Genomic DNA, 24,434 nt, shown 5'->3' with positions numbered 1-24,434 from the left:
CCATGATGACGAATCAAGAAGTCCTGACCACCTACGAAGCCATGCAGACCCTGACGGGCCGGATGGTGACCGCCGCCGGCAACGCCGACTGGGACCAGCTCGAAGCACTGGAGCAGCAAGTGAGCGCGCATGTGGCGGCGCTGAAGGCGAATGAAGCAAAAGTCGTGCTGGAGACCGCCGGCCGCCAGCGCAAGGTTGCCCTGATCAAGCAGATCCTGGAAGATGACCGCAAGATCCGCGACCTGACCATGCCGTGGATGGCGCAATTGTCCAAGCTGATCAACAGCACCGGCACCGAGCGGCGCCTGGCCAACGCCTACGGCGTCTAAACGCCCACGGGGCGAGGTTAGCTATCATGTTGCCGAAGATGGATGCGATCGGCATGACGCCCTTGACCCCGGTCAAGGGAACTCGCCCGGCCGACACCGTCGCCGACCCGCGCCAGGCCGAGTTCCAGCGCTCGCTGCAGGGACTGATCGGCAAATCCATGCAGGGACAGGTGCTGGCCCGCATGGGCGACGGCAGTTTCCTCGTGCGCGTGGCCGGCACACCGGCCCGCATGCAGCTGCCCGCCGGCGCCCAACTTGGCACGGAGATTCCCCTGACCTTGATCGGCATCAATCCCCGCCCCTCTTTTCAAATCGGCAATAACCGCGACCAGCCCGCCAGCGCCCTGCTGACGTATGCGGATGCAGAAGCCGAGCCCGAGGCTGCCGACCTGCGCGGCCCCCAGGCCGGCGCCGCCCAGGCCGGCACACGCGCCAACAGCACGGCCGCCACCCTGCTCAGCCGTGCACCGCTGACGCCGGCCAATCTGCTGCCCGCCCTGGCCAGCGACACGCCCGCACCGGAACTGAGCACCACCGCGCGCGCCATCAGCACGGTGCTGAGCCAGGCGGAAAGCGTGCCTGGCGCGCCCCTGGCGCTGGTCGGCAAGACGCCGCTGATGGCCACGCCGGGGGCCAATCCCGCCCAGGTGGCGCAAAAGCTGCAGGATGCCGTCGGCAGCAGCGGCCTGTTCTATGAATCGCATGTGGCCGAATGGGCCGAAGGCAAGCGGCCGCTGGCGTCGCTGCTGCTGGAGCCGCAAATGCAGAAAGCGGCACAGGGCGACATCCCAAGGACGGGCACCGACCTGGCTTCGGCGCAACTGATCAATTTGCAGCTGCATACACACGAACAGGCGCGCGTACAGTGGCAGGGCGAAGCCTGGCCCGGCCAGAAGATGCAGTGGGATATCAGCCGCGATGCGCCGGAAGGCCAGCAGCAAGCAGGCACGCAGGCCGACGAGGAGGCGACGGCCTGGCGCAGCAATGTGCGCTTCCAGTTTCCCCTGCTGGGTGACCTGGCCGCGCATGTGGTCTTGCAGGGCGGCAGAGTATCCATCCAGATGCAGGCCGGCAGCGAAGCGAGCGCCGCGACCCTGCGCCAGCATGCGGCGGCGCTGGAAGCGTCGCTCGACGCGGCCGGCTGGCCCCTGTCGTCCCTGAGCATCGCCGGCAAGCCGCAGGCGGCCGAAGCGCCAGCGGCAGAAGCGGAAGAAGGAGCCGGCGATGCTTGACGACACCAAGCGCAAGGTGCCGCAGACGGCCGTCGCCCTCGCCTACCAGAGCGGCACGCCGGCGCCCAAGGTGGTGGCCAAGGGCAGCGGCCTGATCGCGGACCAGATCATCAGCACGGCGCGCGAACACGGCGTATTCGTGCATGAATCGAAGGAATTGGTGGCCTTGCTGATGGATGTCGACCTGGACCGCCAGATTCCGCCCGGCCTGTATCGGGCGATTGCGGAACTGCTGGCCTGGTTATATCATATTGAATCTGCGAATGGCGGGCCGATCCCGCCGCCGCCCGACACCAGCGCACTTTCCACCGATACATAGACAGGCATCAATGCAAGCACATATTATGGATTCCGGCCTCGAAAACTGGCATGACTTTGAAGTGGAATCGCGGCGGGAAATCATCGCCTTGCTGCGCAGCATCAGCGAAAAGAACCAGCTGATCCGCATGCTGATCCACGGCGAATCCGATGTGTGCGTCACGTCCATCCTGGAAGTCGATGCCGACCACAACACCGTCATCCTCGACCGTTCCGTGAACGCCGACCAGAACCGGCGCATGGTGGCCGCCACCGGCATTTCGTTTGAAACCTCGCTCGACAAGATCCGCATCCTGTTTGCCAGCGCCCTGGTGGAAGAGTGCACCTACGGCGGCACGCCCGCCTTGAAAATTGCCATTCCAGAAACATTGATCCGCTTGCAGCGGCGCGAGTATTACCGCATGACGACGCCCGTGAGCAATCCCGTGCGCGTGGCGATCCCCCTGCCGCCCTCGCTGGGCGGCGCCGATACCCTGTTCCCGCTGGCCGACATCAGCTGCGGCGGCATCGCCATCCTCGATAATAAATTGATGCTGGGCGAAACCATCGGCCGGGACTATCCGGGCTGCCGCATCGACTTGCCCGACGTCGGCATCGTCACCGCGACTTTGCAAATTCGCAACTCGCTGGACATGACCCTGCTGAACAACAAGCTGAACCGCCGCCTGGGCTGCCAGTTCGTCGACCTGCCGCGCAGCATGCTGGCGCACGTGCAGCGCTATATCACGCGTCTCGAGCGCGAGCGCAACGCCCGCATGGCGGGGTTAGGTTAACACCTTACAAACCTACTGCGCGTCGCCATTTGCGGCCTGCGATGCTCACTGTACTAGAGTACAGTTCCGCTTCTCGGCCACAACTGGCTTGCGCTCGCTACGGTTTGTAAGGCGTTCGTTACATACCAATACACTTGCCTATATCAAACTTGCATGTTCATGATCTCATGATATGCAGAAACTAATTTATTGCGCACCTGCACCGTCGCCTGGAATTCGATGCTCGATTTCTGCATCGACACCATCACGTCCGACAGGCTGACCTTTTCGTCGCCCATGGTAAAGCGCTGGCCCATGGCCGACGATTCCTTTTGCGAACTGCTCACGGAATCGAGCGCGCTCTTGAAGGCATCGGAAAAATTCACCTTCGCCGCCGGCTTCTCGGTCTGGATCGCCGGTATTTTCGCCTCCGGCCGCGTGGCCGCCGACTTCAGTTGCGCGATCATCGCCTCGATCCTGCTGCTATCGATACCGCCTGTTTTCACTTTGCCTCCCGATTCTGGTCTGCTGCATAACTGTTCCTTGCCTGTTGCACCCAGAGAACAAAACCCTGGCTTGCAAGGCAACGACGGGTACAATAACTTCCGTCACATGTTGCCAGGGTTCCACAATACCAGCGCCAACGCCAGCCGCTCGGCGGAGCAGGCGGCAAAAGCGCCTTCTATTTGGACGATTGAAGCGCGTGACAGTGGCGGATAATTCTGCATATCGCCCCCTCCTCCAGTGGAAGCGGCCCCCACGCATTACCGAACATATCTAAATACACGCGCCCCGGAAGGCAATCATGGCTGTAGCCGAAGAAATCGATGTGAACCGCATACCGCCGGAACCGGCGCCTGCCCGCTCGCCCGTGGAATCGGTGCAAGCCTTCGCCAAGACGCCGATGGGCAAGAATTTCCTGCGCGGCCTGGGCGTGGCGGCGCTGATCGCCATCGGCGTGGCCCTGTACATGTGGAACCAGCCGCCCGAGTACAAGGTGCTGTTTTCCAACTACACGGACCGCGACGGCGGCGCCATCACCGCATCGCTGGACCAGCTGGGCATCAAGCACAAGTTTTCCGAAGGGGGCGGCGCCATTCTCGTGCCGTCCGAGCAAGTCCACGATGCGCGCCTGAAACTGGCCGCGCAAGGCTTGCCGAAGGGCGGCAACGTGGGCTTCGAGCTGATGGAAAACCAGAAGCTGGGCGTGTCGCAATTCCTGGAACAGGTCAATTTCCAGCGCGCGCTGGAAGGCGAACTGGCGAAATCGATCGAATCGGTGTCCGCCGTCGACACGGCGCGAGTCCACTTGGCGCTGCCCAAGCCGTCCGTCTTCGTGCGCGAACAGCAAAAACCCACGGCTTCCGTGCTGCTGAACCTGCACCCGGGCCGCGGCCTGGACCAATTGCAGGTGAGCGCGATCGTGCACCTGGTGGCGTCCAGCGTGCCGGAATTGCTGCCGATCAATGTCACCGTGGTCGACCAGGCCGGCACCTTGCTGTCGAACCAGGAAAAGGACAAGGACCGCGCCAACGGCATCAAGAGCCTGGACCCGAACCAGCTGAAGTACGTGCAGCAATTGCAGCAAAGCGTGATCAAGCAAGTCGAATCGATCTTGCTGCCCATCGTCGGCGAAGGCAATGTGCGCGCCGAAGCGACGGCCGATGTTGATTTTTCGCAAAGCGAGCAGGCGGCCGAAACCTACAAGCCGAACTCGCCGCCGGAAGCGTCCACCATCCGCAGCCAGCAAACGAGCGAATCGACGGGCGCCGGCAATGCCAATCCGTCCGGTGTGCCGGGCGCGCTGTCGAACCAGCCGCCGGGCGTGGCCACGGCGCCGCTGACGGCCGAGGCGCCGGGTGCCCCGGGCGGCGCGCCGACGGCACCGACGCAAAAGGAATCGACGACGAATTATGAAGTCGACAAGACCGTGCGCTACGAGCAGAAATCCATGGGCGGCCTGCGCCGCCTGTCGGTGGCCGTCGTCGTCAACTACCGCCGCAGCTTCGACAAGGATGGCAAGGTCACGGTCAAGCCGATTTCGCCTGCCGAAATGATCCAGATCAATAATCTGGTCAAGGAAGCGATGGGCTACAACAAGGAACGCGGCGACAGCTTCAGCGTGGCCAACTCGCCGTTCGACGGCATCGACCGCGCGCCGGAAGGCAAGCTGGAGTGGTGGCGCGACCCGGCCAACTTGCCGCTGGCCAAGGAACTGGCGAAATTCCTCATCACGGCCCTGATCTTGCTGTATATCTTCATCAAGATCGTGCGCCCGATGCTGCGCCCCGTGATGCGCAAGATCGACGATTTCGGCGCCCCGCCCCCCGTCATCGAGCCGGAACTGGCCAAGGACGGCGAAGAAAACGAAGTCCTGCTCAGCGAAGCGGAGCTGGAAGAACTGGAAGAAGACACGGCCCGCGGCTACCGCGAAAACCTGGCGATGGCCCGCAAACTGGCGCAGGAAGACCCGCGCGTGGTGGCCAACGTCATCAAAGCATGGATAGGCAATAATGACTGAGACAACGGGACTGCAAAAAGCATCGATCCTGATGCTGGCACTGGGCGAGAGCGAAGCGGCAGAGGTCATGAAATTCCTCGGCCCGCGCGAAGTGCTGAAACTGGGCGCCGCCATGGCCACCATGAAGGGCATCGCGCACGAACAGGTGGTCGAGGTGCTCGACGACTTCCGCGCGCAGACGGAACTCAATTCCACCGTCGGCCTCGATTCGGACGAATACATCCGCCAGGTCCTCACCAAGGCGCTGGGCGACGACAAGGCGTCCGTGCTGCTGTCGCGCATCCTGGGCGGCAAGGACGCGTCCGGCATCGAATCGCTGAAATGGATGGATTCGCAATCCGTGTCCGAGCTGATCCGCAACGAACACCCGCAGATCATCGCCACCATCCTGGTCCACCTGGAGCGCGACCAGGCCTGCGAAATCCTCGGCCACTTCACGGACCGCCTGCGCAACGACGTGGTCTTGCGCATCGCCACCCTGGACGGCGTGCAGCCGGCCGCCTTGCGCGAGCTCAACGATGTGCTGACGAAACTGCTGTCGGGTAACGAAAACATCAAGAAATCGTCGCTGGGCGGCGTGCGCGCGGCGGCCGAGATCCTGAACTTCATGAGCGGCGAGCAGGAAGGCTCCGTCATGGACAATATCAAGAATTACGACAATGACATGGCGCAAAAGATCATGGACGAAATGTTCGTGTTCGACAACGTGATCGATATCGACGACCGCGGCATCCAGCTGCTGCTGCGCGAAGTGCAGTCGGAAATGCTGATCATCGCCCTGAAAGGCGCCTCGCAAGAGCTGCGCGACAAGATCTTCAAGAACATGTCGCAGCGCGCCGGCGAGATGATGCGCGAAGACCTGGAGTCGAAAGGCCCCGTGCGCCTGTCGGAAGTGGAATCGCAGCAGAAACAGATCCTGCAGATCGTGCGCCGCCTGGCGGACGAGGGGCAGATTGTCCTAGGCGGAAAAGGCGAGGATTCGTTTGTCTAATTTGATTCCCAAAGAGCAGCAAACCGCCTACCAGCGCTGGGAAATGACCTCGTTTGGCGACGAGCGTCCCAGCGTGGTGGCGGCGCGCAAGCTGCTCGAACCCGATCCTGAACCCGAATTTGACCCGGAAATGGATCCATACGGCGAGTTGCCGGAAGAAGAGCCGGCCCCGCCGCTCGAATACCCGACGCAGGAAGAACTCGACGCCATCCGCGAGGAAGCGCGCGCCACCGCCTTCGACGAGGGACGCGCGGCCGGCTATGCGGAAGGCCATGCGGCCGGGCATGCCGACGGCCATGCGCAATCGTATGCGGAAGGCAAGGCGGCCTCTGCCGTGGAACTGGCGCACCTGCAGACCATCGCCGTCGACTTCGGCACGGCCGTGCACCAGGCCGACGAACTGATCGCCAACGACGTGATGGAACTGGCCCTGCAGCTGGCCAAGGGCATGCTGAAGACGGCCTTGCCCGTGCGTCCCGAGCTGATGTTGCCGGTCGTGCGCGAAGCCATCGAATACTTGCCTGTCCTGCAACAACCGGCCTTGCTGATGCTCAACCCCGAAGACGCGCAAGTGGTGCGCGACGGCATCGGCGATGAGCTCGACAAGGGCGGCTGGAGGGTCATCGAAGACCCGTCCGTGGAGCGCGGCGGCTGCAAGATCGACACGGCCAGCAACCAGATCGACGCGCAGACGTCCACCCGCTGGCAGCGCCTGACGCATGCGCTGGGCAAGGACCTGGACTGGCTGGCGCCGTGAGCGAGCCCCTCAAAGGCCCCACGGCCCATGCGGCGCGCTGGCGCGCCTACCTGAACGATTGTTCGGCCGTGGTCGGTTTTGTCGAGCCGATGCAGATTTCAGGACGCGTCACGCGCGTGGCCGGCCTGGTGATGGAAGCCGTGGGCCTGCGCCTGGCCGTGGGCGCCGCCTGTACCGTGCCGCTGCCCAATGGCGGCCGGGTCGAGGCGGAAGTGGTGGGTTTCGAAGGCGACAGGCTGTTCCTGATGCCGCAAAGCGACGTCGAGGGCATCGTGCCCGGCACGCGCGTGTTTTCCGTCGAACCGGCCATCCCCCGCCCCGGCAGCGTGGCGCACCCGCGCCGCCGCCCCAGCGACCGCGCGCGCCACCTGCCCGTGGGGCCGCAACTGCTGGGCCGCGTGCTCGACGGCGCGGGCCGTCCGCTGGACCAGCTCGGTCCGCTGCACACGACGGACAGCGCCCCCATCAACGTGCGCCCCGCCAATCCCCTGGGCCGCGCGCCCATCGTCGACACGCTCGACGTGGGCGTGCGCTCGATCAATGCCATGCTGACCGTGGGCCGTGGCCAGCGCATGGGCCTGTTCGCCGGTTCCGGTGTCGGCAAGAGCGTGCTGCTGGGCATGATGGCCCGCTACACGGAGGCGGACGTGATCGTCGTCGGCCTGATCGGCGAACGGGGCCGCGAAGTCAAGGAATTCATCGAGCAAATCCTCGGTCCCGAAGGCCTGGCCCGTTCCGTCGTCGTGGCGGCGCCGGCCGACACGCCGCCGCTGATGCGCCTGCAAGGGGCCGCGTATGCGACGGCGATTGCCGAGCATTTCCGCGACCAGGGGCAAAACGTCCTGTTGATCATGGATTCCCTGACCCGCTACGCCATGGCGCAGCGCGAAATCGCCCTGGCCATCGGCGAGCCGCCCGCCACCAAGGGCTATCCGCCATCCGTCTTCGCCAAGCTGCCCGTGCTGGTGGAACGGGCCGGCAATGGCGAGGAAGGCGGCGGCTCCATCACGGCCTTCTACACCGTGCTGACCGAGGGCGACGACCAGCAGGACCCGATCGCCGACTCGGCGCGCGCCATCCTGGACGGCCATATCGTGCTGAACCGCCGCCTGGCCGAGGCCGGCCACTACCCTGCCATCGACATCGAACAATCGATTTCGCGCGCCGCCCACTCGATCACCACGCACGAGCACCAGCAGCAGGCGCGCAAGCTGAAACAGCTGTATTCGCGCTACGAGCGCAGCCGCGACCTGATCAGCGTGGGCGCCTACAGCGCCGGCACCGACCCCGTGCTGGACCAGGCCATCGCCCTGCATGAAAAGATCGAAGCGTTTTTGCAGCAGCAAATCACGGAGCGGGTCAGCATGGACGAGAGCTTGGGGCAACTTACCGCTCTATTCGACTGATTAGGACTTGCATAGCGGGAATATAATCAGCCATGGCTTCTCCTTCCCAACTTGCAACCCTGATCGACCTCGCCCAGCGCGAAACGGACGATTGCGCCAAGCGCCTCGGTGCGGCCCTGAAGGCGCTCGACGATTGCCGCCAGAAGCTCGAGATGCTGTCCGGCTACCGCGACGACTATGCCAAGCGCTTCGAGGCAAGCATGAGCAACGGCATCACGCCCATGGCTTACCGCAACTTCCAGGCCTTCATGGTCAAGCTCGACAGCGCCATCCTGGGCCAGCAGCAAGTGGTCGAGCATGCGCAGGCGCGCAGCGACAATGAAAAGATGCGCTGGCAGCTGGCCGAACGCAAGCGCATGTCGTACACCACCCTGAACAACCGGGCGCAGGAACAGGCGCTGAAGCTGGAAAACAAGCGCGACCAGAAAGCAATGGATGAGCACGCGGCGCGACAAGCCTATTACAAACGCTAAGCAACACTGAGGCAGCATCATGCAAACCCAGCCAACCCCGATTTCCCAGATCGTCTCGTCGAACGCCACGCCGGGCGCCGCCAACCGCAGCCAGCCGTCCACCAGCGGCACGGCGGGCGACTTCCAGCGCACCCTGAACCGCCAGATCGAACAACGCCAGGCCAGCCGCAATACGGCGCAGGCGCAAGCGCCGGCGGCCCGTCCTGCCAGCCCTCCTGCCGCCGCGCCGTCAACTGCGGCGCCGGCGCCCGCCAATGAAGCGAAGCCGGCGCAAGCGGGCACCGAACAGGCGGCCGGCAGCGACCAGCCGCCCGCGCCGGTTGCCGAAGCAGCCGCACAAGCGACCGGCGACAGCGCATCGGCCGAGGCCAGCGTCCCCGCCACAACAGTCGTGCCGCCAGCCGATCCGGCCGCCGACATGCTGGCCCTCGTAGGCAGCATCCAGCTGGCCATCCAGCCGCCGGCGGCCAAGGCCGCGCCGGAACTGCCCGCGCGCGCCAGCGTCAAGGCCGACGGCAAGGGCCTGGCAAGCGGTCCATTGCTGGCAGCCGGCCAGGGCAGCGGCAAGGCCATCGCCGCCGCGCCAGCGGACAGCGGCGACTTTGCCGGCAGCCTGGGCCAGGCCCAAGGCAAGGCGGCCGCGACACAAGCTACCAGCGTGCCGGCCGGCAAGGCCGAAGCGGGCAAGCTGGCCATCGACGCGCAGCTGGCAGCGACCGCAAAGGCGGGCGCCGCCGTGGCCGAACCGGTCATCAAGGAAACGCCTGCCGACCTGAGCCGCCTGGCGGCCCAGTTGCAGCCGGGTGCGCTGCAGCAGGCGGCGGCCGCCGTGGCCGTGCCGGCCGACAAGCTGACGGGCCGGGTCGGCTCGCCGGCCTGGGACCAGCAGCTGGGGCAGAAAGTCGTGTGGATGGCGGCCGGCGGCGACCAGAGCGCCACCCTGACCCTGAATCCGCCCGACCTGGGGCCCGTGCAGGTGGTCCTGACGGTCACCAATGACCAGGCCGATGCCGCCTTCATGTCGGCCCAGCCGGAAGTACGCCAGGCGCTGGAAGCGGCCATGCCGCGCCTGCGCGAAATGATGAGCGAAGCGGGCATCGCCTTCGGCAACGCCACCGTCTCGGCCGGCACGCCGGAACAGCAAAACCATGGCGAACGCGCCGCCTCGGGCGAGCGCCGTGGCAATGGCCAAGGCGGCGGCGTGACGGGTGGCGAGCTCGCCATCGCGCCGGCGGCGGGCGGACGCAGCCGGCCCAGCCTGAGTGCCGTGGATACCTTTGCCTGAGGACAATTCGTCGTCCGCAGGCCACAGGCGCGCCCCACGGCATAACTTTTCGTATAAAAACAGCGAGTTGAGGGCGCTTCCGCCCTCTTTTCACTGCATCCTTCTGCGCAGAATTTGCCGATAATGACATAATGGCGTCGTGATCCACTTCCATGCACCCGAGTACCATTGAAAGCAAATCCAAAAATGAAAGCAGATCCGAAAGCAGATGCAGGCCTGGCCCCCGCCGGCGCCTCGAAAAAGAAGCTTCTGATCATAGTGCTGGCCTCGGTGCTGGTAGCCGGCGGCCTCGGTGGCGGAGCCGCCTGGTATTTCCTGCATGGCAAGGCCGATAAAGAAGAATCGGCGCCCAGCAAGAAAAAACACGCCGCTTCCAAGGCAGGTCCGCCCGTTTTCGTGCCCGTCGATGCCTTCACCGTCAACTTGCAGCCGGAAAATGGCGAGCAATATCTGCAGATCGCGTTTACCCTGCAGGTGGGCAGTCCGGAAGAAATGGATACCATCAAGCTGAACATGCCGAAGGTGCGCAGCCGCTTGCTGCTGTTGCTGTCTGGCAAGAAGGCGTCCGAACTCAATACCGTGGAAGGCAAGCAGCAACTGGCGGCCGAAATCATCAATCAGGTGAACCAGCCGTTCGAGGACAAAGGGCCGGAACAGGACGTGACGGACGTATTATTTACCGCATTCATCATTCAATAAGCAGCCATGGCCGATAATTTCCTCTCCCAGGAAGAAGTCGATGCCCTTCTGAAGGGCGTCAACGGAGACCAGGACGACGCGCAGGCGCCGGAAGATGTCACGGGAGTTCGTACCTACAACCTGGCAACCCAGGAGCGCATCGTGCGCGGCCGGATGCCAACGTTGGAAATTATCAACGAGCGTTTCGCCCGGCTGCTGCGCGTGGGCCTGTTCAACTTCCTGCGCCGCAGCGCCGAAGTGTCGGTCGGTTCCGTGCGCGTCTCGAAATACAGCGAGTTCATCCGTAATCTGGTGGTGCCGACCAATTTGAACCTGGTGCACATGAAGCCGCTGCGCGGCACGGCCCTGATGGTCTTCGATCCGGGCCTCGTGTTCCTGCTGGTCGACAACCTGTTCGGCGGCGACGGACGTTTTCATACGCGCGTCGAAGGGCGCGACTTTACGCAGACGGAGCAGCGCATCATCCTGCGCATTCTCGACATCGTCTTCGAGGCGTACACCAAGTCGTGGGAGCCGGTCTTCCCCGTCGAATTCGAATATATCCGTTCAGAAATGAACACGCAGTTCGCCAACATCGCCACGCCGAACGAAGTGGTGGTGGCATCCACGTTTACGGTGGAATTGGGCTCCGTTTCCGGACAAATCCACTTCTGCATGCCGTATTCGATGATCGAGCCGATCCGCGATTCGCTGACGTCGAGCCTGCAGGGCGAGGCCCTGGAAGTGGACAAGCGCTGGATCCGCCTGATGACGCAGCAGATCCAGATCGCCGAAGTCGAACTGGTGGCCTCGCTGGGCACGGCGCGCGTGTCGTTCGACGAGATCTTGAACATGAAGGTGGGCGACATCATCCCCCTGAACATCCCCGAACTGATCGCCGCCACCGTCGACGGCGTGCCCGTGATGGATTGCACGTATGGCGTGTTGAACGGACAATATGCGCTCAAAGTCGAAAAGTTGCTGGCTAACGCCGACAACATGAACAATCATTAAGTAATGCACCCGGGCCGCGCTGCGGCCCGCATCTGTACAACAGGAGAAACACATGTCTGACAACCAAGACGACCAAAGCGCGGAAGACGATTGGGGCGCGGCCATTGCCGAGCAGGCCAAGGCGGAAGCCGAAGCGCTGCAGAACCAGGCCGCCAATACGGCCAGCGCGGCCAGCGCCGCCGTGTTCAAGGACTTTTCCAAGCAGGCTTCGAAGTCGGAAACGCACAACGATATCGATTTCATCCTCGATATCCCCGTGCAGCTGACGGTCGAACTGGGCCGCACCAAGATCGCCATCAAGAACCTGCTGCAACTGGCACAGGGTTCCGTGGTCGAGCTCGACGGCCTGGCCGGCGAACCGATGGACGTGCTGGTGAACGGCTGCCTGATCGCCCAGGGCGAAGTGGTGGTGGTCAATGACAAGTTCGGTATCCGCCTGACCGACATCATCACGCCTTCCGAACGCATCCGAAAATTGAATAAATGAAGCCTGGCCTGTTGATTTCCACTCTGCTGCCGCTCCTGGCGGCATGCAGCATTGCGCACGCGGAACCGGCAGCCGCATCGGCGCCGGCAGCCAGCGCCGCCGCCGAGGTTGCATCTGAGAAACCCGCATCTGCCGCCCCGAAAGCCCAAGTCCCGGCGGCAGCCTCGCCGGCGGCCGCCTCGCCTGCCGCCGCCCTGCCCGCCATGCCACCGGGCGCCCCCATGACGATGGCACCGACCAGTTCGGCCGGCAGCCTGCTGCAAACCATCTTCGCGCTGGTATTCGTGCTGGCCCTGCTGATCGGCCTGGCCTGGTTCATGAAGCGCTATGGTCCCAAGGTCATGGGCGGCAACAACAAGATGCGCGTCGTCAGCTCGCTCAACCTGGGCGGACGCGAACGCATCGTCCTCGTCGAAGTGGCCGACCAGTGGATCGTCGTCGGCGCCTCGCCCGGCAGGATCAATGCGCTGGCCACCATGCCGCGCCAGGAAGGCGAGTTGCCGCAACTGGCGACGGCGCAAAACGGCCCCGCGGCCGCCAATTTTTCCGAGTGGCTGAAACAGACCATCGAAAAACGCAATGGGAAATAAGCAGCAGATGGCGTGGTCCACCTTGAAGACTCCCCTGACCTGGCTGCTGGCGGCCGCCGCCCTGGCCATGCCGCTGTGGGCGCTGGCCGAACCGGGCATCCCGGCCTTCAACAGCACGCCGGCGCCGGGCGGCGGCCAGAATTACTCGCTGCCGGTGCAGACGCTCATCCTGATGACGTCGCTCACCTTCCTGCCGGCGGCCTTGCTGATGATGACTTGCTTTACGCGCATCATCATCGTGCTGTCCCTGCTGCGCCAGGCCATCGGCACGCAATCGGCGCCGCCGAACCAGGTACTGGTGGGCCTGGCCCTGTTTTTGACCCTGTTCGTCATGGGGCCCGTGTTCGACAAGATCTACACGGATGCATATCTTCCTTATCAGGAAAACAAGATCAGCATGCAGCAGGCGATGGACAAGGGCGTCGATCCCCTGAAAACCTTCATGCTCAAGCAGACGCGCCAGGCCGACCTGGCCCTGTTTGCCAAGATGTCGCGCTCGCCGGCCCTGCAAGGTCCGGAAGACGTGCCGCTGCGCATCCTCGTGCCCGCCTTCGTCACCAGCGAACTGAAGACGGCGTTCCAGATCGGCTTTGCCATCTTCATCCCGTTCTTGATCATCGACATGGTGGTCGCCAGCGTGCTGATGTCGATGGGGATGATGATGATGTCGCCCGCGACGATCTCGCTGCCGTTCAAGCTGATGCTGTTCGTGCTGGTCGATGGCTGGCAGTTGCTGCTGGGCTCGCTGTCCCAGAGTTTTTACTAGGGGAAATACGATGACACCCGAAAGCGTCATGACCCTGGGCCGCCATGCGATGGAAATCACCTTGATGGTGGCCGCGCCCATGCTGCTGGTCGCCCTCATCATCGGCTTGATCGTGAGTATCTTCCAGGCGGCCACGCAGATCAACGAGGCGACCCTGTCCTTCATCCCCAAGCTGGTCGGCATCTTCGTCGCCCTCGTCGTGGCCGGCCCGTGGATGCTGTCCGTCATGCTCGACTACATGCGCCAGGTATTTACCGGCATTCCGAACCTGGTCGGCTAGGCATGGGGCCACGGCATACGCCATGCTGACCCTGTCGAGCATCGAACTGAACACGTGGATCGCAGCACTGCTGTGGCCGCTTAGCCGCATCCTCGGCCTGATCGCGGCCGCGCCCCTGTTCGGCAACGCGGCCGTGCCGGCCACCGTCAAGGTGACCCTGGGCGCCCTGCTGGCCATGATCATCGCCCCCACCGTGCCGGCCTTGCCTGCCGTCAACCCCATGTCCTTGCCCGGTCTGCTGATCCTCACGCAAGAGATGCTGGTGGGCTTGGCCATGGGTTTTTCCATCCGCATCGTGTTTTCCGCCATCGAAATGGCAGGCGAGATCAGCAGCCTGACCATGGGCCTGGGCTTCGCCTCGTTCTTCGACCCGCAAACCAAGGGCAGGTCGTCCGCCATCAGCCAGTTCCTCGTCATGCTGGCCACGTTGATGTTTCTCACTGTCAACGGCCACCTGGTCTTGCTGGCGGCGCTGGCGGAAAGTTTCGTCAGCCTGCCGATTTCATCGAGTCCCATCAGCGGCGGCGGTTTCCAGCAATTGGCGGCCTGGGGCGGGGAAATCTTCCGTTCCGGCCTGCAAATTGCGCTGCCCATCCTCGCCGCCTTGCTGCTGACCAACGTGGCGCTGGGCATCCTGACGCGGGCCGCGCCGCAGCTGAACATCTTCGGTATCGGCTTCCCCGTCACCCTGGGCGTGGGCTTGCTGGTGATCAGCATGGTCTTGCCCTACCTGGCCACGCCGTTCCAGAACATGTTCCTGCGCGGCATAGAAACGGCGCGCTTGCTGCCGCGCGGCTTTGCCACGCGCGACCGCCCGCCGCCGCCCGCGCCGCCGAATCCCCTGCGTCCCGCGCTGCCGACGCCGGCGCCGCTGCCGTCCGCGCGCTGATCAGGGCTGCCAGCCCAGCGCGTGGCGCAGCAGCAGCGCCGACAGCACGAACATGGTGACGCCGATCAAGCCATCGAGCACTTGCCAGGCGCGGGGCCGCGCAAACCACGGCGCCAGCCAGCGCGCGCCATAACCCAACGATGCAAACCACAGCAGGCTGGCCGCGCTGGCGCCGGCGATGAAGCAGCCGCGCAGCGCGCCCGGTTGCTGCGCGCCGATGCTTCCCACCAACAATACCGTATCCAGGTACACATGCGGGTTGAGCAGGGTAAATGCCGCCGCCTGGGCCAGGACGGCGGGCAGGCCCAGTCCGCCCCCGCCTTCGGCCGCGCGCAGCTGCTGCGGCCGGCGGGCGCGCCGCAGCGCTTGCCAACCGTAGACGGCCAGGAAAGCGGCGCCGCCCAGCGCCAGCGCGCTGGCCAGCAAGGGGAGCTGCCCCAGCGCATGGGCCATGCCCAGCACGCCGGCAGCGATCAGCGCCGCGTCGGCCAGGGCGCAAAACAGCACGATGGCGCCCACATGTTCGCGGCGCAAGCCTTGCCGTAAGACAAAGGCATTTTGCGAGCCGATGGCAACGATGAGGCCCAGGCCCAGGGTCAAGCCCTGGAGAAAGACGGAAAAAACGAGTGGGGTGGCGGCAGTCGAGAGTGTCATGCGGCGATCTTGCCAGCCGCACACAATGAAGGCAAACTACCTTTACTACAGCAAGTTAAGGAAAACTTCATTCATGCTCGATTATTCCGCCCTCGCCGCCTTGGCAGCCGTCATCCGCGAAGGCAGTTTCGAGCGCGCGGCACGCGCCTTGCACGTGACGCCATCAGCCATTTCGCAGCGCATCCGCCTGCTGGAAGAGCGCGTCGGCTGCGCGCTGGTGATACGCGACCAGCCCTGCCGCGCCACGGAAACGGGACGGCGCCTGTGCCAGCACGTGGACCAGGTGCAGCTGCTGGAGCAGGATTTGCAGGGCACCTTGCCGGCGCTGGCAGCGCAAGGCGTGACGCGCGCCAGCGTGCCCGTCGCCGTGAATGCGGACAGCCTGGCCACCTGGCTGGCACCCGCCATCGCCGCCTTCGCGGCCGGGCACCCGGTGCTGCTGCAAGTGGCCGTCGACGACCAGGACCACACGGCCGAATGGCTGCGCAGCGGCGCCGTGCTGGCCGCCGTCAGCGCCACGGCCCGGCCCGCCTCGGGCTGCAACAGCCGCCCGCTGGGCGCCATGCGCTACCTGGCGGCCGCCAGTCCCGCCTTCCTGCAGCGCTATTTTGCCCACGGCGTGGGCGCCGCCAGCCTGGCGCTGGCGCCCAGCCTGGTATTCAATGCCAAGGACGAGCTGCAGGCGCGCTGGGTGCGGCGCCTGTGCCACCGGCACGTGGAGCTGCCGCGCCATGTATTACCCTCGTCGCATGCCTTCGTCACGGCCGGCCTGGCCGGCATGGGCTGGGGCTTGCATCCGCAAGTACTGATCCAGCCGCATCTTGACAATGGCAGCCTGGTCGAACTGCTGCCCGCTACGCCGCTGGACGTGCCCTTGCACTGGCATACGGCGCGCGCCGCGTCCAGCCTGCTCGACGGCTTGAGCGGCGCCATCCTGGCCGCCGCCCGCACGGGATTGCTGCCGCCCTGACGGACCGCCTCAATGCTGGTCGCTGCTGAATGCAAAGCGCCAGCGCCGCAGGTCGACGTTCAGGCGCAACTGGTGATGTTTGACCAGATAGCGCACGCCGACCAGGGCCGCCGCCAGGCCCGACAGGGCGCCGATGCCCAGCGCCCAGCGCGGGCCGAAGGTGTCGGCCACCCAGCCCACGATGGGCGCGCCCAGCGGCGTGCCGCCTGCCGAGATCGCCAAAAGGATGGCCATCACGCGGCCCCGCATGGCGGGCGCCGTCGACAGTTGCACGCTGCTGTTGACGCTGGTGGTAAACGTTTGCGCGGCGATGCCGATGACCACCAGCATCATGCCGAACAGCCAGTAATTGGGCATCACGGCGGCCAGCGCGCAGGCCAGGCCGAACAGCGCCGCCGCGCCCAGCAGCAAGGCCAGGGTGGGCTGGCCACGGCCCGCCGCCAGCAAGGCGCCCGCCACGGAACCGCAAGCCATCACGGAACTGAGCACGCCATACTGGCCGGCGCCCGCGTGGAAGGCCGTCACCGACATGGTCGAGAGGAAAATCGGGAAGTTCAAGCCGAAGGTGCCGATCAGGAACAGCATCAGCAGGATGGCCATCAGGTCGGGCCGCTGGCGCACGTAGCGGAAACCCTCGCCCAGGCTGGCGCGCGTGGCCTTGACGCGTGGCGCGCGGCGCAGCAATTCCACGCGCAGCAGCAACAGCGAACCGATCACGGCCGCAAACGAGACGGCGTTGATGATGAAGACCCAGCCGCTGCCGACGCTGCTGATCAAGAGCCCCGCCACGGCCGGGCCCAGCATGCGCGCCGCATTGAACGAGGTGGAATTGAGCGCCACGGCATTCGTCAAATCTTCCTCGCCGACGATTTCGGAAACAAAAGTCTGGCGCACGGGCGAATCGAAGGCCGTCACGCAGCCCAGCAGGAAAGCAAACACATACACATGCCACAGCTGTACCAGGCCGCTGATACACAGCAAACCCAGGCCCAGCGCCAGCAAGCCCATGGCCGCCTGCGTGCACAGCAGCAATTTCCTGCGGTCGAGCAGGTCGGCCGCCATGCCCGTCAGGGGCAACAACAGCAGTTGCGGGCCGAATTGCAAGGCCATGACGATGCCGACGGCGCTGGCATTGTGCTGCGTCAATTCGCTCAGCACCAGCCAATCCTGCGCCGTGCGCTGCATCCAGGTGCCGATATTCGACACGAGGGCGCCGCCGGCCCAGATACGGTAATTGGGAATGCGTAGCGAACGGAATGTGTTGTTCATCTGGGCGTGCGGGCTCCTTGCCGGGGTCGTGGTGAAAAATCCAGCGGATCACTCCGCCAAGCGTTTGAGTAATGCCACCGCTTTGTCCAACTCGGTGACTTCGTCCGGCGTGAGCCGGGTTTCAATCGTGCGCGCCAGCCAGTCCTCGCGCGCGGCGCGGCTGGCCGCGATCCAGGCGCGGCAGCTGTCCGTCAGGGTCAACAGCGTTTGCCGGCCATCGAGCGGATCGGGCGAACCCGTCACCATCTGCGCTTCCGTCAAGGCTTGCACGGTGGCGGCCATCGACTGGGGCCGCATGCCTTCGGCGCGCGCCAGGCTGCTGGCCGTGGCCGGGCCGTCGCGCTCGAGACGGCTGAGCACGGACGCCTGCGACATGCTGACATCGCCCAGGTGCGCCTCTTCGCGCAGGCGGCGGCGCAATTTACCGATCAGAATGCGCAATTCGCCGGCCAGTTGCAGCACCTGCTCGTGATCTTCGTGGTCTTCTTGTGGGGTGCTCATGGGGGACGCTGGTAAATCAACAGCCTCCACTATAACAGATATACAGGTAGACTGCACAGTTTGCCTGTATATGTTGCCAAAGTAAGCAAAATGCGGACGCAAAAAAGCCGGGGCGGGAGGTCTGCTCCCTGCCCCGGCCCGGCCAGCCGTCATGCTGGAACGACGGCTTAGCTGATGTAGTTGAACAGCGACAGGCCCGAGATCGACGTAAAGGACTTCTGCGCCGCCTGCAGGGTGATCTGCTGCTGGCTGAACAGGGAAATCGCCTTCACCATATCCAGGTCCTGCAAGCCCGACAAGGTGCTCGCATATTGCAGGTCGAGATCGTCGCCGGCGCTGTCGAGCGTGTCGAGTTCCTTCAGGCGCGAACCGACTTCCGCGCGCACGGACAGCACATTGTCGTAGGCCGTGTCGAGCAGATCGTGCGCGGCATTCAGGCTGGCCGTCAGGCGCGCCTGCCCCGCGTCGCCCGAGGCCGGCTGGCCCAGTGCGCCGATCAGGTTGGTAATCGTGGTAAAGATCGATTCCTTGCCGCTGGGCTCCAGGGTGAACTTGTCCAGGTCGGCCGGCTTGCCCGCGACATTGACTTGCTGGCCGTCAAAGTTGATGGCGTCGCCCGATTTATACGCCACCGGCACGGCGGGATTCGGGATGGTCTGGCCCAGGGTCACGTCCGTCACGGTATAGGTCGTCTTGGCATCCGTACCCGTGCCCGTCACCTGGAAATCGATCGAGTACTTGTGCCCCGTCAACTTGGTGGGATCGGTGACAGTGCCGCCGGAAATGATGCCGGCGCCGCCGCGCGCAAAGTTGCCCGGATCGGCTGCCGTGGTGAACTTGCCGTTGCCCGTCAAATTGTTCTCGAACACGGCCGCGCCCGAGTCGCTGGTGGCCAGGTAGCGGGCCGAGCCCACTTGCAGCTCGCGCTGGCCCTGGTCGCCCACGTAGGTGGCGCCGCCCGGCGTCTGGCTGAACGGCTGCGTCGTCGACTTGTAGCCGCCGAACAGATAGCCGCCCGCGTTGTCGGACGTGTTGGCGATGCCCATCAGGTCGGTCAGGCGTCCCTTCAGCTCCGTGGCCAGGCTCTGGCGGTCGATATCCTTCAAGGCCGGATTCCCGGCCTTCAGCACCAGCTCCTGCACGTCGGCGATCAGCGACGTGGTGCTGGCCAGCGCCAGCTCTTCCTGCGAAAGGAAATTCTTGGCATTCGAGCGGTTCGTCACGAATTGCGTATTGATCGATTGCGACTGCGTCACTTCCAGCGCGCGCGCCGAGGCGATCGGGTCGTCGGCCGGCGTCAGGTTGCGGCGGTTTGCCGACAGCTGCATCTGGGTGCGGTTCAACGCGCCCTGCAGATTGTTCAGCTGCGTGCTGCCCGCGTCATAGATCATTTTGGTACTGATGCGCATGATGCTGCCCTTCCTGATGGCGGCGGGCGCCAGGCGCCGCCGCTTGAATAATTAACGTCCGAGGCCGATGACCACGTCGAACAGGGTGCTGGCGATCTGCATGACCTTGCCGCAAGCCTGGTAGGCTTGCTGGTAGCGCAGCAGGTTGGCCGCCTCTTCATCGAGGTTGACGCCGGAAACGGCCTGCTGCTGCGTGCTGCTCTGCTGCAGCAAGGCCATGCTGGCCAGGCCGCTGACCTGCACTTCGCGCGTCTTGTTGCCCACATAGCTGACGGTTTCCGCGTACGAACCCTGGAACGTGGCCTTGCCGCCATCGAGAATATTCTTCGTCTGCAAGCCCGCCAGCAAACTGGCATTACGGTTGTCACCCACGCCGCCCGAGTTCGGCGCGATGGTGAATTTATCGCCCTGCGCCGGCGCACCCGTCATGTTGACGTTGATGCCGCCAAAGCTGAAGCTGTCGCCTTCCGTGTAGGGAATATTCGCCGTGCCGGCCGGATACGTGGTGGTGGCGCCGTTCAAGCCTTTCACCGTCACGGCCTGGCCCGCGGGGAAACCCGTCAGCGAGGTGGTCGCTTTGTCGTACGTCAAGGTGACGGTGCCCGTCAAGGCATTGCCCGGCGTTAAATAGGCTTTGTCCACGCTACCTGCGCCCAGCTTGCCGCTGCCCGTGTTGCTGACGGGCGCGCCCGTGACGATCGGCGCGCCGGCGGCCAGTTTGTTGCGGTCGGTAATCGCCACGGCCAGGTCGGCAGCGCCGTGGGCCGTCGGCCTGACCATGAAGTTGTCGCCTTCGGCAGCCGTGCCCGAGATCGAGAAATCCACGCCGTCGATGGTTTGCGGCACCGTTTGCGGATACGGGTTGATGGTCGTTTTCGCGCCGTCGCTCTGGCGCGTCACCACATAGTTGGTGCCGTCATATTTCACGGCATAATCGCTGGCCGTCAGCTGGGTCGGATCGCTGACCTTGGCCGACAGCGCGGTCGTGCTGGTCGCGTTGTTGCGGTAGTCGGCGCCAATGACGGGATCGGGCAGCTTGAAGAAGTCGGTCCCCATGTCGCCATTCAAGTCCTGGCCCAGCTTGTGCTGCTCATTGAAGCTGGAAGCGAGCGCGATGGCGACCTTGCCCAGCGAATTCTGGATGCGGTCCAGGCTGCCGCTGCGGAATTCCAGCAAGCCGCCCAGCGCGCCGCCGCTGAGGGAACTTTCCGACAGCTTGGTGACGCTCGTGCCCGTCACATAGCCCACGTCCAGGCGGTTCGGGTCCGTCGGCGACGGCGTGACGGCCAGTTCAAAGTTCTTGTTGCCCACCACCAGCGGCTGGCCCGAGCCGATCGAGACGGTAATCGAGTTACCGGCACCAGGCTGAACCGTTGCCTTGACGTATTTGTTCAGCTCCGTGATCAGCTGGTCGCGCTGGTCCAGCAAATCGTTGGGCTGATTGCTTTCATTCACGGTCAGGTTGGTAATCGAGGTATTCAGGTCCGCGATCTGCTTGGCGTAGGAGTTGATCACCTTCACGTTCGAGGTGATCTGCGAATTGACGCCGTCGCCGATTTCCGTCAGGCGCGCGCTGAGGCCCTGGAAGCGCGCCGTCAGCGAGTTTGCGCTCGACAGCAATGCCTGGCGCGACGACACGGACGAGGGATTCGAGCTGAAATCCTGCACGCCCTTGAAGAAATCGGCCATCGCCGGCGACAGCCCGGCCGTGGGATCGGCCAGCATATTGTCGATCTGCGTGATCTGCGTGTAATACGCGTCGAGCGAACTGGTGGCCGACTGCGCGGCATTCACCTGGGCCGCCATGAAACCGTCGTACTGGCGCTTGACTTGCGATACCTCGGTACCATTGCCAACAAAGCCATAACCGGCATTGTTGAACTGCGCCGTCTGCTGCAGCACCACCTGGCGGTTGTAACCGTCCACGTTGGCATTGGTGATGTTATGCCCGGTCGTCGACAGGCCCACCTGCGCTGCAAGCAAACCGCTCTTACCGATGCTGAGTAGATTCGAAGTCATGGTGTCTTATTGGTTACCGTCAAATGTATTTACGGCAGCCGCGGCGAAAACTTGAAGCGCGCGGCTTGCGCAGGGGACAGGCGGGGAATTAGCCGACCAGCGAATTTTTGATAATTTTTGTCAATTTGGCAGCGTAATTCGGGTCCGTCGCATAGCCGGCCTTTTGCAAGCCCTGGGCGAACGTGCTGGCGTCGCCCGCGCTGGCCAGCACTTTTTCGTAGCGTTTGTTGTTGGTAATCAACTGCGCATAATCCTTGAAGCTGTCCGCGTAGCTGTCGTAGGCGCGGAATTTTTCCACCTTGCGCTGCGCCTTGCCATTCACATATTCCGTGGTGACGGCTTCCGTGACCTTGCCCTTCCAGTCGGCCGACGCCTTGATGCCGAACAAATTGTGGCTGCTGCTGCCGTCGCGGCTGATGATTTCGCGCTTGCCCCAGCCCGTTTCTAGCGCCGCCTGGCCCAGCATGAACTTGGCCGGAATGCCGGTGGCGCGGCTCGCTTCCTCCGCATGCACGCCCAGCTTTTCCTGGAAGGCGCGCACGTGCGGCGCCTGCGTGGCGTTGGCCCTGTCGCTCAGGGTCTTGCCGGTGCCGGCGGCGCTGCCGGCGCCGTCGGTCAGCGCGCCCTGCTGCTGGCGGAACGCGGCCAGGGCCTGCGCCATGCTCGACGAGCGGGGCGACGGCGCTTCGGCGCCATCGGCGGCCAGCGCCTGGTTCGACGACGACAGCTGGCGGATCAGCACGTCCGCCAGGCCCGTGCCCCGCTTGGCCAGGTTCTGGCTCGTCTGCTGGTCCAGCATCGAGGTGTACATCTTGCTTTGCTGGCTATCCATGATGCCGTCCTGCGGCGTGGCTTCGCGCATGCTTTTCATCATCATGTTGATGAACATGGCTTCGAATTGCGTGGCAGCCTCTTTCAGGGCGGCAGGATCCTTCGCCTTGGCGGACTGGCGCAAGCCATCCATGCCCTTGACGTCATAGGCGGCGGTATTGCTGAGGTCGGTTTGGCTGATCATGGCGTGCCCATCAAATGATTTCGAGTTCGGCGCGCAGCGAACCGGCCGCCTTCATCGCCTGCAGGATGGCCAGCAAGTCTTGCGGCGAGGCGCCGATGGCGTTCAAGGCCTTGACCACGTCGGACAGCGAGGCGCCGCCCTTGACCAGCATGACCTTGCCCGGTTCCTTCTTGATATCGATCTGCGCCGTCTGCGTGACCACCGTGCGCCCGCCCGACAGGGGCGCCGGCTGGCTCACCTGCGGCTCGACATTGATGGTGACGGACAGGTTGCCGTGCGAAATGGCGCACGTTTCCAGGGTCACGGACTGGTTCATCACCACGGAACCGGTGCGCGCATTCATGATGACCTTGGCCGCCAGGCGGGCCGGGTTGACTTCGATGCTTTCCAGCTGGCCCAGGAAGGACACGCGCTGGTCGCTGCCGCCCGGCGACTGCACCTGGATCACGCGCCCGTCCAGCGCGGCGGCCGTGCCGGCGCCGTAGCGGCTGTTGATGGCGTCGACCACGCGGCTGGCGGTGGCAAAATCGGTGGCATTCAATTCCAGGCGGATCGTGTTGTTGGCGCCCAGCACCGAAGGCACGGTGCGTTCGACGGTGGCGCCGCCGGAGATGCGTCCCACGCTCAGGTGATTGATGACGACGGAGCTGCCGGCCGCCTGCGCGCCCACGCCGCCCACCAGCACGTTGCCCTGCGCCATGCCATACACCTGGCCATCGGCGCCCTTCAGCGGCGTCATCAATAAAGTGCCGCCGCGCAAGCTTTTCGCATTGCCCATCGACGACACGGTCACGTCGAGCAGCTGGCCCGGCTGGGCAAACGCGGGCAAGGCCGTCGTCACCATCACGGCGGCCACGTTTTTCAGCTGCAAACTCGTGCCTTGCGGCAAGTTAATGCCCTGCTGCTGCAGCATCGCCGCCACGCTCTGGATGGTGAATGGCGTTTGCGTGGTCTGGTCGCCGCTGCCGTCGAGGCCGACGACGAGACCATAGCCCATCAGCTGATTCTGGCGCACGCCGGCGATGCTGGCCAGGTCCTTGATGCGCTCGGCCTGCGCCACGGGCGCCAGCAGGGCACAAGCCAGGCCGCAGATGGCCAACAAGCGGGGAAAGGTCACGGTCGCCATGATCAGAACGGCAGCAGGCTGAGGAAGAAGCGCGAGGCCATCGAGGCCATTTCGGCGCGGTCGATCTGGCTGTTGGTGCGGTATTCGACGCGCGCGTCGGCCACCTGGGTCGACGGCACGACGTTGCCGATGCCGATGGTATCGGGATTGACCATGCCCGAGAAGCGGATGAATTCCGTGCCCTTGTTCATGGCGATCTGTTTCTCGCCGGCCACGATAAGGTTGCCGTTTGGCAATACCTCGATCACCGTCACGCCGATCGTGCCGGAAAACGTGTTGCTGGCGGACTGGTTGTCGCCATCGGCAAATTTCGTCGCGCCGTTCGCCGAGACCGTGCCGCCGAAGCGGCCCTGGGCGATGCCCGGCGTGGAAAAGCCCACGCTGCCCGACTTGTTGCCGGAACTGGCGCCCGCCTTGACGGCATTCGTGCGCTCGGTGATGGCGATCGTCATGGTGTCGCCCACGTGGCGCGCGCGGCGGTCTTCGAAGGCGGGACGGTAGGTCGACGGCTGGTAGATGGAACCATTGCTGACGACCACGGGTTCCGGCATCGGCGCGCGCGTGGTAGTCGGATATTGCACGATCGAGGTGGGCGTGATGGCGCAGCCGGACAGCAGGACTGCGGACAACAGGGCGATGATGGGGTATTGCATGACGAACCTCCGCTGCCATCCGGCGGCGGATGGCATGACGACTATGAAAA

At 64.4% G+C, this 24,434-nt stretch carries 27 protein-coding genes; 18 read left to right on the top strand and 9 right to left on the bottom strand.

The window, feature by feature from the left end; translation table 11 throughout:
- Positions 1 to 2 precede the first annotated feature (2 nt).
- Genes AC1RJW_RS00490 through AC1RJW_RS00475 form a run of 4 tightly spaced genes read left to right on the top strand, consistent with a single transcriptional unit; the run spans position 3 to position 2,652 of the window.
- Positions 3 to 329: a flagellar protein FliT gene (locus AC1RJW_RS00490; protein ID WP_493042565.1), complete on the top strand. Its 327-nt coding sequence runs from the start codon at positions 3 to 5 to the stop codon at positions 327 to 329.
- A gap of 26 nt (positions 330 to 355) precedes the next feature.
- Entirely contained in the window at positions 356 to 1,561 is a 1,206-nt protein-coding gene (gene fliK / locus AC1RJW_RS00485) for a flagellar hook-length control protein FliK (RefSeq protein WP_493042563.1), read from the top strand.
- Positions 1,554 to 1,880 carry an EscU/YscU/HrcU family type III secretion system export apparatus switch protein gene (locus AC1RJW_RS00480; protein ID WP_493042561.1) on the top strand — a complete coding sequence of 109 codons (327 nt, stop codon included), beginning with the start codon at positions 1,554 to 1,556 and terminating at the stop codon, positions 1,878 to 1,880. The genes fliK and AC1RJW_RS00480 overlap by 8 nt, the downstream gene beginning before the upstream one ends.
- 25 nt (positions 1,881 to 1,905) lie before the next feature.
- Complete coding sequence (locus AC1RJW_RS00475) at positions 1,906 to 2,652, top strand: flagellar brake protein (RefSeq protein ID WP_493042560.1); 747 nt, start codon at positions 1,906 to 1,908, stop codon at positions 2,650 to 2,652.
- Positions 2,653 to 2,795: 143 nt separating this feature from the next.
- Here AC1RJW_RS00475 and fliE read toward each other — a convergent pair whose 3' ends face one another.
- Positions 2,796 to 3,137, bottom strand: a complete 342-nt coding sequence (gene fliE / locus AC1RJW_RS00470; RefSeq protein ID WP_493042559.1) for a flagellar hook-basal body complex protein FliE — start codon at positions 3,135 to 3,137, stop codon at positions 2,796 to 2,798.
- A gap of 299 nt (positions 3,138 to 3,436) precedes the next feature.
- Between fliE and fliF the strand changes: the two genes are divergently transcribed.
- The 13 genes from fliF (at position 3,437) to fliR (ending at position 14,768) form a co-directional block, all read left to right on the top strand.
- Positions 3,437 to 5,152, top strand: a complete 1,716-nt coding sequence (fliF, locus tag AC1RJW_RS00465) for a flagellar basal-body MS-ring/collar protein FliF (protein WP_493042558.1) — start codon at positions 3,437 to 3,439, stop codon at positions 5,150 to 5,152.
- A complete protein-coding gene (fliG, locus tag AC1RJW_RS00460; protein WP_034787109.1) occupies positions 5,145 to 6,143 on the top strand; it encodes a flagellar motor switch protein FliG in 999 nt (332 codons plus the stop codon). Before fliF ends, fliG begins: the two co-directional genes overlap by 8 nt.
- A 43-nt stretch (positions 6,144 to 6,186) precedes the next feature.
- Positions 6,187 to 6,900 carry a flagellar assembly protein FliH gene (gene fliH, locus AC1RJW_RS00455; protein WP_493044188.1) on the top strand — a complete coding sequence of 238 codons (714 nt, stop codon included), beginning with the start codon at positions 6,187 to 6,189 and terminating at the stop codon, positions 6,898 to 6,900.
- A gap of 89 nt (positions 6,901 to 6,989) precedes the next feature.
- On the top strand, positions 6,990 to 8,306 hold the full coding sequence (fliI, locus tag AC1RJW_RS00450; RefSeq protein WP_227742184.1) for a flagellar protein export ATPase FliI: 1,317 nt from the start codon (positions 6,990 to 6,992) through the stop codon (positions 8,304 to 8,306).
- A gap of 32 nt (positions 8,307 to 8,338) precedes the next feature.
- Positions 8,339 to 8,779 carry a flagellar export protein FliJ gene (gene fliJ / locus AC1RJW_RS00445; RefSeq protein WP_436494302.1) on the top strand — a complete coding sequence of 147 codons (441 nt, stop codon included), beginning with the start codon at positions 8,339 to 8,341 and terminating at the stop codon, positions 8,777 to 8,779.
- A gap of 19 nt (positions 8,780 to 8,798) precedes the next feature.
- Positions 8,799 to 10,064 carry a flagellar hook-length control protein FliK gene (locus AC1RJW_RS00440; protein ID WP_493042555.1) on the top strand — a complete coding sequence of 422 codons (1,266 nt, stop codon included), beginning with the start codon at positions 8,799 to 8,801 and terminating at the stop codon, positions 10,062 to 10,064.
- Between the two features lie 186 nt (positions 10,065 to 10,250).
- A complete protein-coding gene (fliL, locus tag AC1RJW_RS00435) occupies positions 10,251 to 10,763 on the top strand; it encodes a flagellar basal body-associated protein FliL (RefSeq protein ID WP_493042553.1) in 513 nt (170 codons plus the stop codon).
- A 6-nt stretch (positions 10,764 to 10,769) separates the two neighbouring features.
- Positions 10,770 to 11,756, top strand: a complete 987-nt coding sequence (fliM, locus tag AC1RJW_RS00430; protein WP_034754035.1) for a flagellar motor switch protein FliM — start codon at positions 10,770 to 10,772, stop codon at positions 11,754 to 11,756.
- Between the two features lie 52 nt (positions 11,757 to 11,808).
- Positions 11,809 to 12,243, top strand: a complete 435-nt coding sequence (gene fliN, locus AC1RJW_RS00425) for a flagellar motor switch protein FliN (protein ID WP_034754038.1) — start codon at positions 11,809 to 11,811, stop codon at positions 12,241 to 12,243.
- Positions 12,240 to 12,833 (top strand): flagellar biosynthetic protein FliO, encoded by a 594-nt coding sequence (gene fliO / locus AC1RJW_RS00420; protein WP_493042552.1) that lies wholly within the window; start codon positions 12,240 to 12,242, stop codon positions 12,831 to 12,833. The genes fliN and fliO overlap by 4 nt, the downstream gene beginning before the upstream one ends.
- Complete coding sequence (gene fliP / locus AC1RJW_RS00415; RefSeq protein WP_493042550.1) at positions 12,823 to 13,599, top strand: flagellar type III secretion system pore protein FliP; 777 nt, start codon at positions 12,823 to 12,825, stop codon at positions 13,597 to 13,599. Before fliO ends, fliP begins: the two co-directional genes overlap by 11 nt.
- A gap of 10 nt (positions 13,600 to 13,609) precedes the next feature.
- Positions 13,610 to 13,879, top strand: a complete 270-nt coding sequence (gene fliQ, locus AC1RJW_RS00410) for a flagellar biosynthesis protein FliQ (RefSeq protein ID WP_035821365.1) — start codon at positions 13,610 to 13,612, stop codon at positions 13,877 to 13,879.
- 22 nt (positions 13,880 to 13,901) lie between these two features.
- Positions 13,902 to 14,768: a flagellar biosynthetic protein FliR gene (fliR, locus tag AC1RJW_RS00405; protein ID WP_493042547.1), complete on the top strand. Its 867-nt coding sequence runs from the start codon at positions 13,902 to 13,904 to the stop codon at positions 14,766 to 14,768.
- Here the strand turns inward: fliR and AC1RJW_RS00400 are convergent, their stop codons facing one another.
- Positions 14,769 to 15,422 carry a LysE/ArgO family amino acid transporter gene (locus AC1RJW_RS00400; RefSeq protein WP_493042545.1) on the bottom strand — a complete coding sequence of 218 codons (654 nt, stop codon included), beginning with the start codon at positions 15,420 to 15,422 and terminating at the stop codon, positions 14,769 to 14,771.
- 73 nt (positions 15,423 to 15,495) lie between these two features.
- On the opposite strand from AC1RJW_RS00400, the gene AC1RJW_RS00395 reads away from it, so the two are divergent.
- Positions 15,496 to 16,392: a LysR family transcriptional regulator ArgP gene (locus AC1RJW_RS00395; RefSeq protein WP_493042543.1), complete on the top strand. Its 897-nt coding sequence runs from the start codon at positions 15,496 to 15,498 to the stop codon at positions 16,390 to 16,392.
- Positions 16,393 to 16,401: 9 nt separating this feature from the next.
- Here the strand turns inward: AC1RJW_RS00395 and AC1RJW_RS00390 are convergent, their stop codons facing one another.
- The 7 genes from AC1RJW_RS00390 to AC1RJW_RS00360 all read right to left on the bottom strand — a co-directional run bounded on the left by AC1RJW_RS00390 (position 16,402) and on the right by AC1RJW_RS00360 (position 24,384).
- Complete coding sequence (locus AC1RJW_RS00390) at positions 16,402 to 17,661, bottom strand: MFS transporter (protein ID WP_493042541.1); 1,260 nt, start codon at positions 17,659 to 17,661, stop codon at positions 16,402 to 16,404.
- Between the two features lie 48 nt (positions 17,662 to 17,709).
- Positions 17,710 to 18,162, bottom strand: coding sequence for a MarR family winged helix-turn-helix transcriptional regulator (locus AC1RJW_RS00385; protein WP_493042539.1), 453 nt, complete (start codon positions 18,160 to 18,162; stop codon positions 17,710 to 17,712).
- 167 nt (positions 18,163 to 18,329) lie between these two features.
- Entirely contained in the window at positions 18,330 to 19,571 is a 1,242-nt protein-coding gene (flgL, locus tag AC1RJW_RS00380) for a flagellar hook-associated protein FlgL (protein ID WP_493042537.1), read from the bottom strand.
- 51 nt (positions 19,572 to 19,622) lie between these two features.
- Entirely contained in the window at positions 19,623 to 21,590 is a 1,968-nt protein-coding gene (gene flgK / locus AC1RJW_RS00375) for a flagellar hook-associated protein FlgK (protein ID WP_493042535.1), read from the bottom strand.
- Between the two features lie 88 nt (positions 21,591 to 21,678).
- A complete protein-coding gene (gene flgJ, locus AC1RJW_RS00370) occupies positions 21,679 to 22,605 on the bottom strand; it encodes a flagellar assembly peptidoglycan hydrolase FlgJ (protein WP_493042533.1) in 927 nt (308 codons plus the stop codon).
- Between the two features lie 10 nt (positions 22,606 to 22,615).
- Complete coding sequence (locus tag AC1RJW_RS00365; protein WP_493042531.1) at positions 22,616 to 23,731, bottom strand: flagellar basal body P-ring protein FlgI; 1,116 nt, start codon at positions 23,729 to 23,731, stop codon at positions 22,616 to 22,618.
- A 2-nt stretch (positions 23,732 to 23,733) separates the two neighbouring features.
- Positions 23,734 to 24,384, bottom strand: a complete 651-nt coding sequence (locus AC1RJW_RS00360) for a flagellar basal body L-ring protein FlgH (protein ID WP_086148190.1) — start codon at positions 24,382 to 24,384, stop codon at positions 23,734 to 23,736.
- Between the last annotated feature and the right edge of the window lie 50 nt (positions 24,385 to 24,434).

It is taken from the genome of Janthinobacterium sp. GW822-FHT07A03 (assembly GCF_058798815.1).
This window is presented reverse-complemented; position numbering and strand designations above follow the sequence as displayed.

Coding starts and splice junctions, on each gene's coding strand:
- AC1RJW_RS00490 (WP_493042565.1), top strand. CDS start 3: ATGATGACGAATCAAGAAGTCCTGACCACCTACGAAGCCATGCAGACC.
- fliK (WP_493042563.1), top strand. CDS start 356: ATGTTGCCGAAGATGGATGCGATCGGCATGACGCCCTTGACCCCGGTC.
- AC1RJW_RS00480 (WP_493042561.1), top strand. CDS start 1,554: ATGCTTGACGACACCAAGCGCAAGGTGCCGCAGACGGCCGTCGCCCTC.
- AC1RJW_RS00475 (WP_493042560.1), top strand. CDS start 1,906: ATGGATTCCGGCCTCGAAAACTGGCATGACTTTGAAGTGGAATCGCGG.
- fliF (WP_493042558.1), top strand. CDS start 3,437: ATGGCTGTAGCCGAAGAAATCGATGTGAACCGCATACCGCCGGAACCG.
- fliG (WP_034787109.1), top strand. CDS start 5,145: ATGACTGAGACAACGGGACTGCAAAAAGCATCGATCCTGATGCTGGCA.
- fliH (WP_493044188.1), top strand. CDS start 6,187: ATGACCTCGTTTGGCGACGAGCGTCCCAGCGTGGTGGCGGCGCGCAAG.
- fliI (WP_227742184.1), top strand. CDS start 6,990: ATGCAGATTTCAGGACGCGTCACGCGCGTGGCCGGCCTGGTGATGGAA.
- fliJ (WP_436494302.1), top strand. CDS start 8,339: ATGGCTTCTCCTTCCCAACTTGCAACCCTGATCGACCTCGCCCAGCGC.
- AC1RJW_RS00440 (WP_493042555.1), top strand. CDS start 8,799: ATGCAAACCCAGCCAACCCCGATTTCCCAGATCGTCTCGTCGAACGCC.
- fliL (WP_493042553.1), top strand. CDS start 10,251: ATGAAAGCAGATCCGAAAGCAGATGCAGGCCTGGCCCCCGCCGGCGCC.
- fliM (WP_034754035.1), top strand. CDS start 10,770: ATGGCCGATAATTTCCTCTCCCAGGAAGAAGTCGATGCCCTTCTGAAG.
- fliN (WP_034754038.1), top strand. CDS start 11,809: ATGTCTGACAACCAAGACGACCAAAGCGCGGAAGACGATTGGGGCGCG.
- fliO (WP_493042552.1), top strand. CDS start 12,240: ATGAAGCCTGGCCTGTTGATTTCCACTCTGCTGCCGCTCCTGGCGGCA.
- fliP (WP_493042550.1), top strand. CDS start 12,823: ATGGGAAATAAGCAGCAGATGGCGTGGTCCACCTTGAAGACTCCCCTG.
- fliQ (WP_035821365.1), top strand. CDS start 13,610: ATGACACCCGAAAGCGTCATGACCCTGGGCCGCCATGCGATGGAAATC.
- fliR (WP_493042547.1), top strand. CDS start 13,902: ATGCTGACCCTGTCGAGCATCGAACTGAACACGTGGATCGCAGCACTG.
- AC1RJW_RS00400 (WP_493042545.1), bottom strand. CDS start 15,422: ATGACACTCTCGACTGCCGCCACCCCACTCGTTTTTTCCGTCTTTCTC.
- AC1RJW_RS00395 (WP_493042543.1), top strand. CDS start 15,496: ATGCTCGATTATTCCGCCCTCGCCGCCTTGGCAGCCGTCATCCGCGAA.
- AC1RJW_RS00390 (WP_493042541.1), bottom strand. CDS start 17,661: ATGAACAACACATTCCGTTCGCTACGCATTCCCAATTACCGTATCTGG.
- AC1RJW_RS00385 (WP_493042539.1), bottom strand. CDS start 18,162: ATGAGCACCCCACAAGAAGACCACGAAGATCACGAGCAGGTGCTGCAA.
- flgL (WP_493042537.1), bottom strand. CDS start 19,571: ATGCGCATCAGTACCAAAATGATCTATGACGCGGGCAGCACGCAGCTG.
- flgK (WP_493042535.1), bottom strand. CDS start 21,590: ATGACTTCGAATCTACTCAGCATCGGTAAGAGCGGTTTGCTTGCAGCG.
- flgJ (WP_493042533.1), bottom strand. CDS start 22,605: ATGATCAGCCAAACCGACCTCAGCAATACCGCCGCCTATGACGTCAAG.
- AC1RJW_RS00365 (WP_493042531.1), bottom strand. CDS start 23,731: ATGGCGACCGTGACCTTTCCCCGCTTGTTGGCCATCTGCGGCCTGGCT.
- AC1RJW_RS00360 (WP_086148190.1), bottom strand. CDS start 24,384: ATGCAATACCCCATCATCGCCCTGTTGTCCGCAGTCCTGCTGTCCGGC.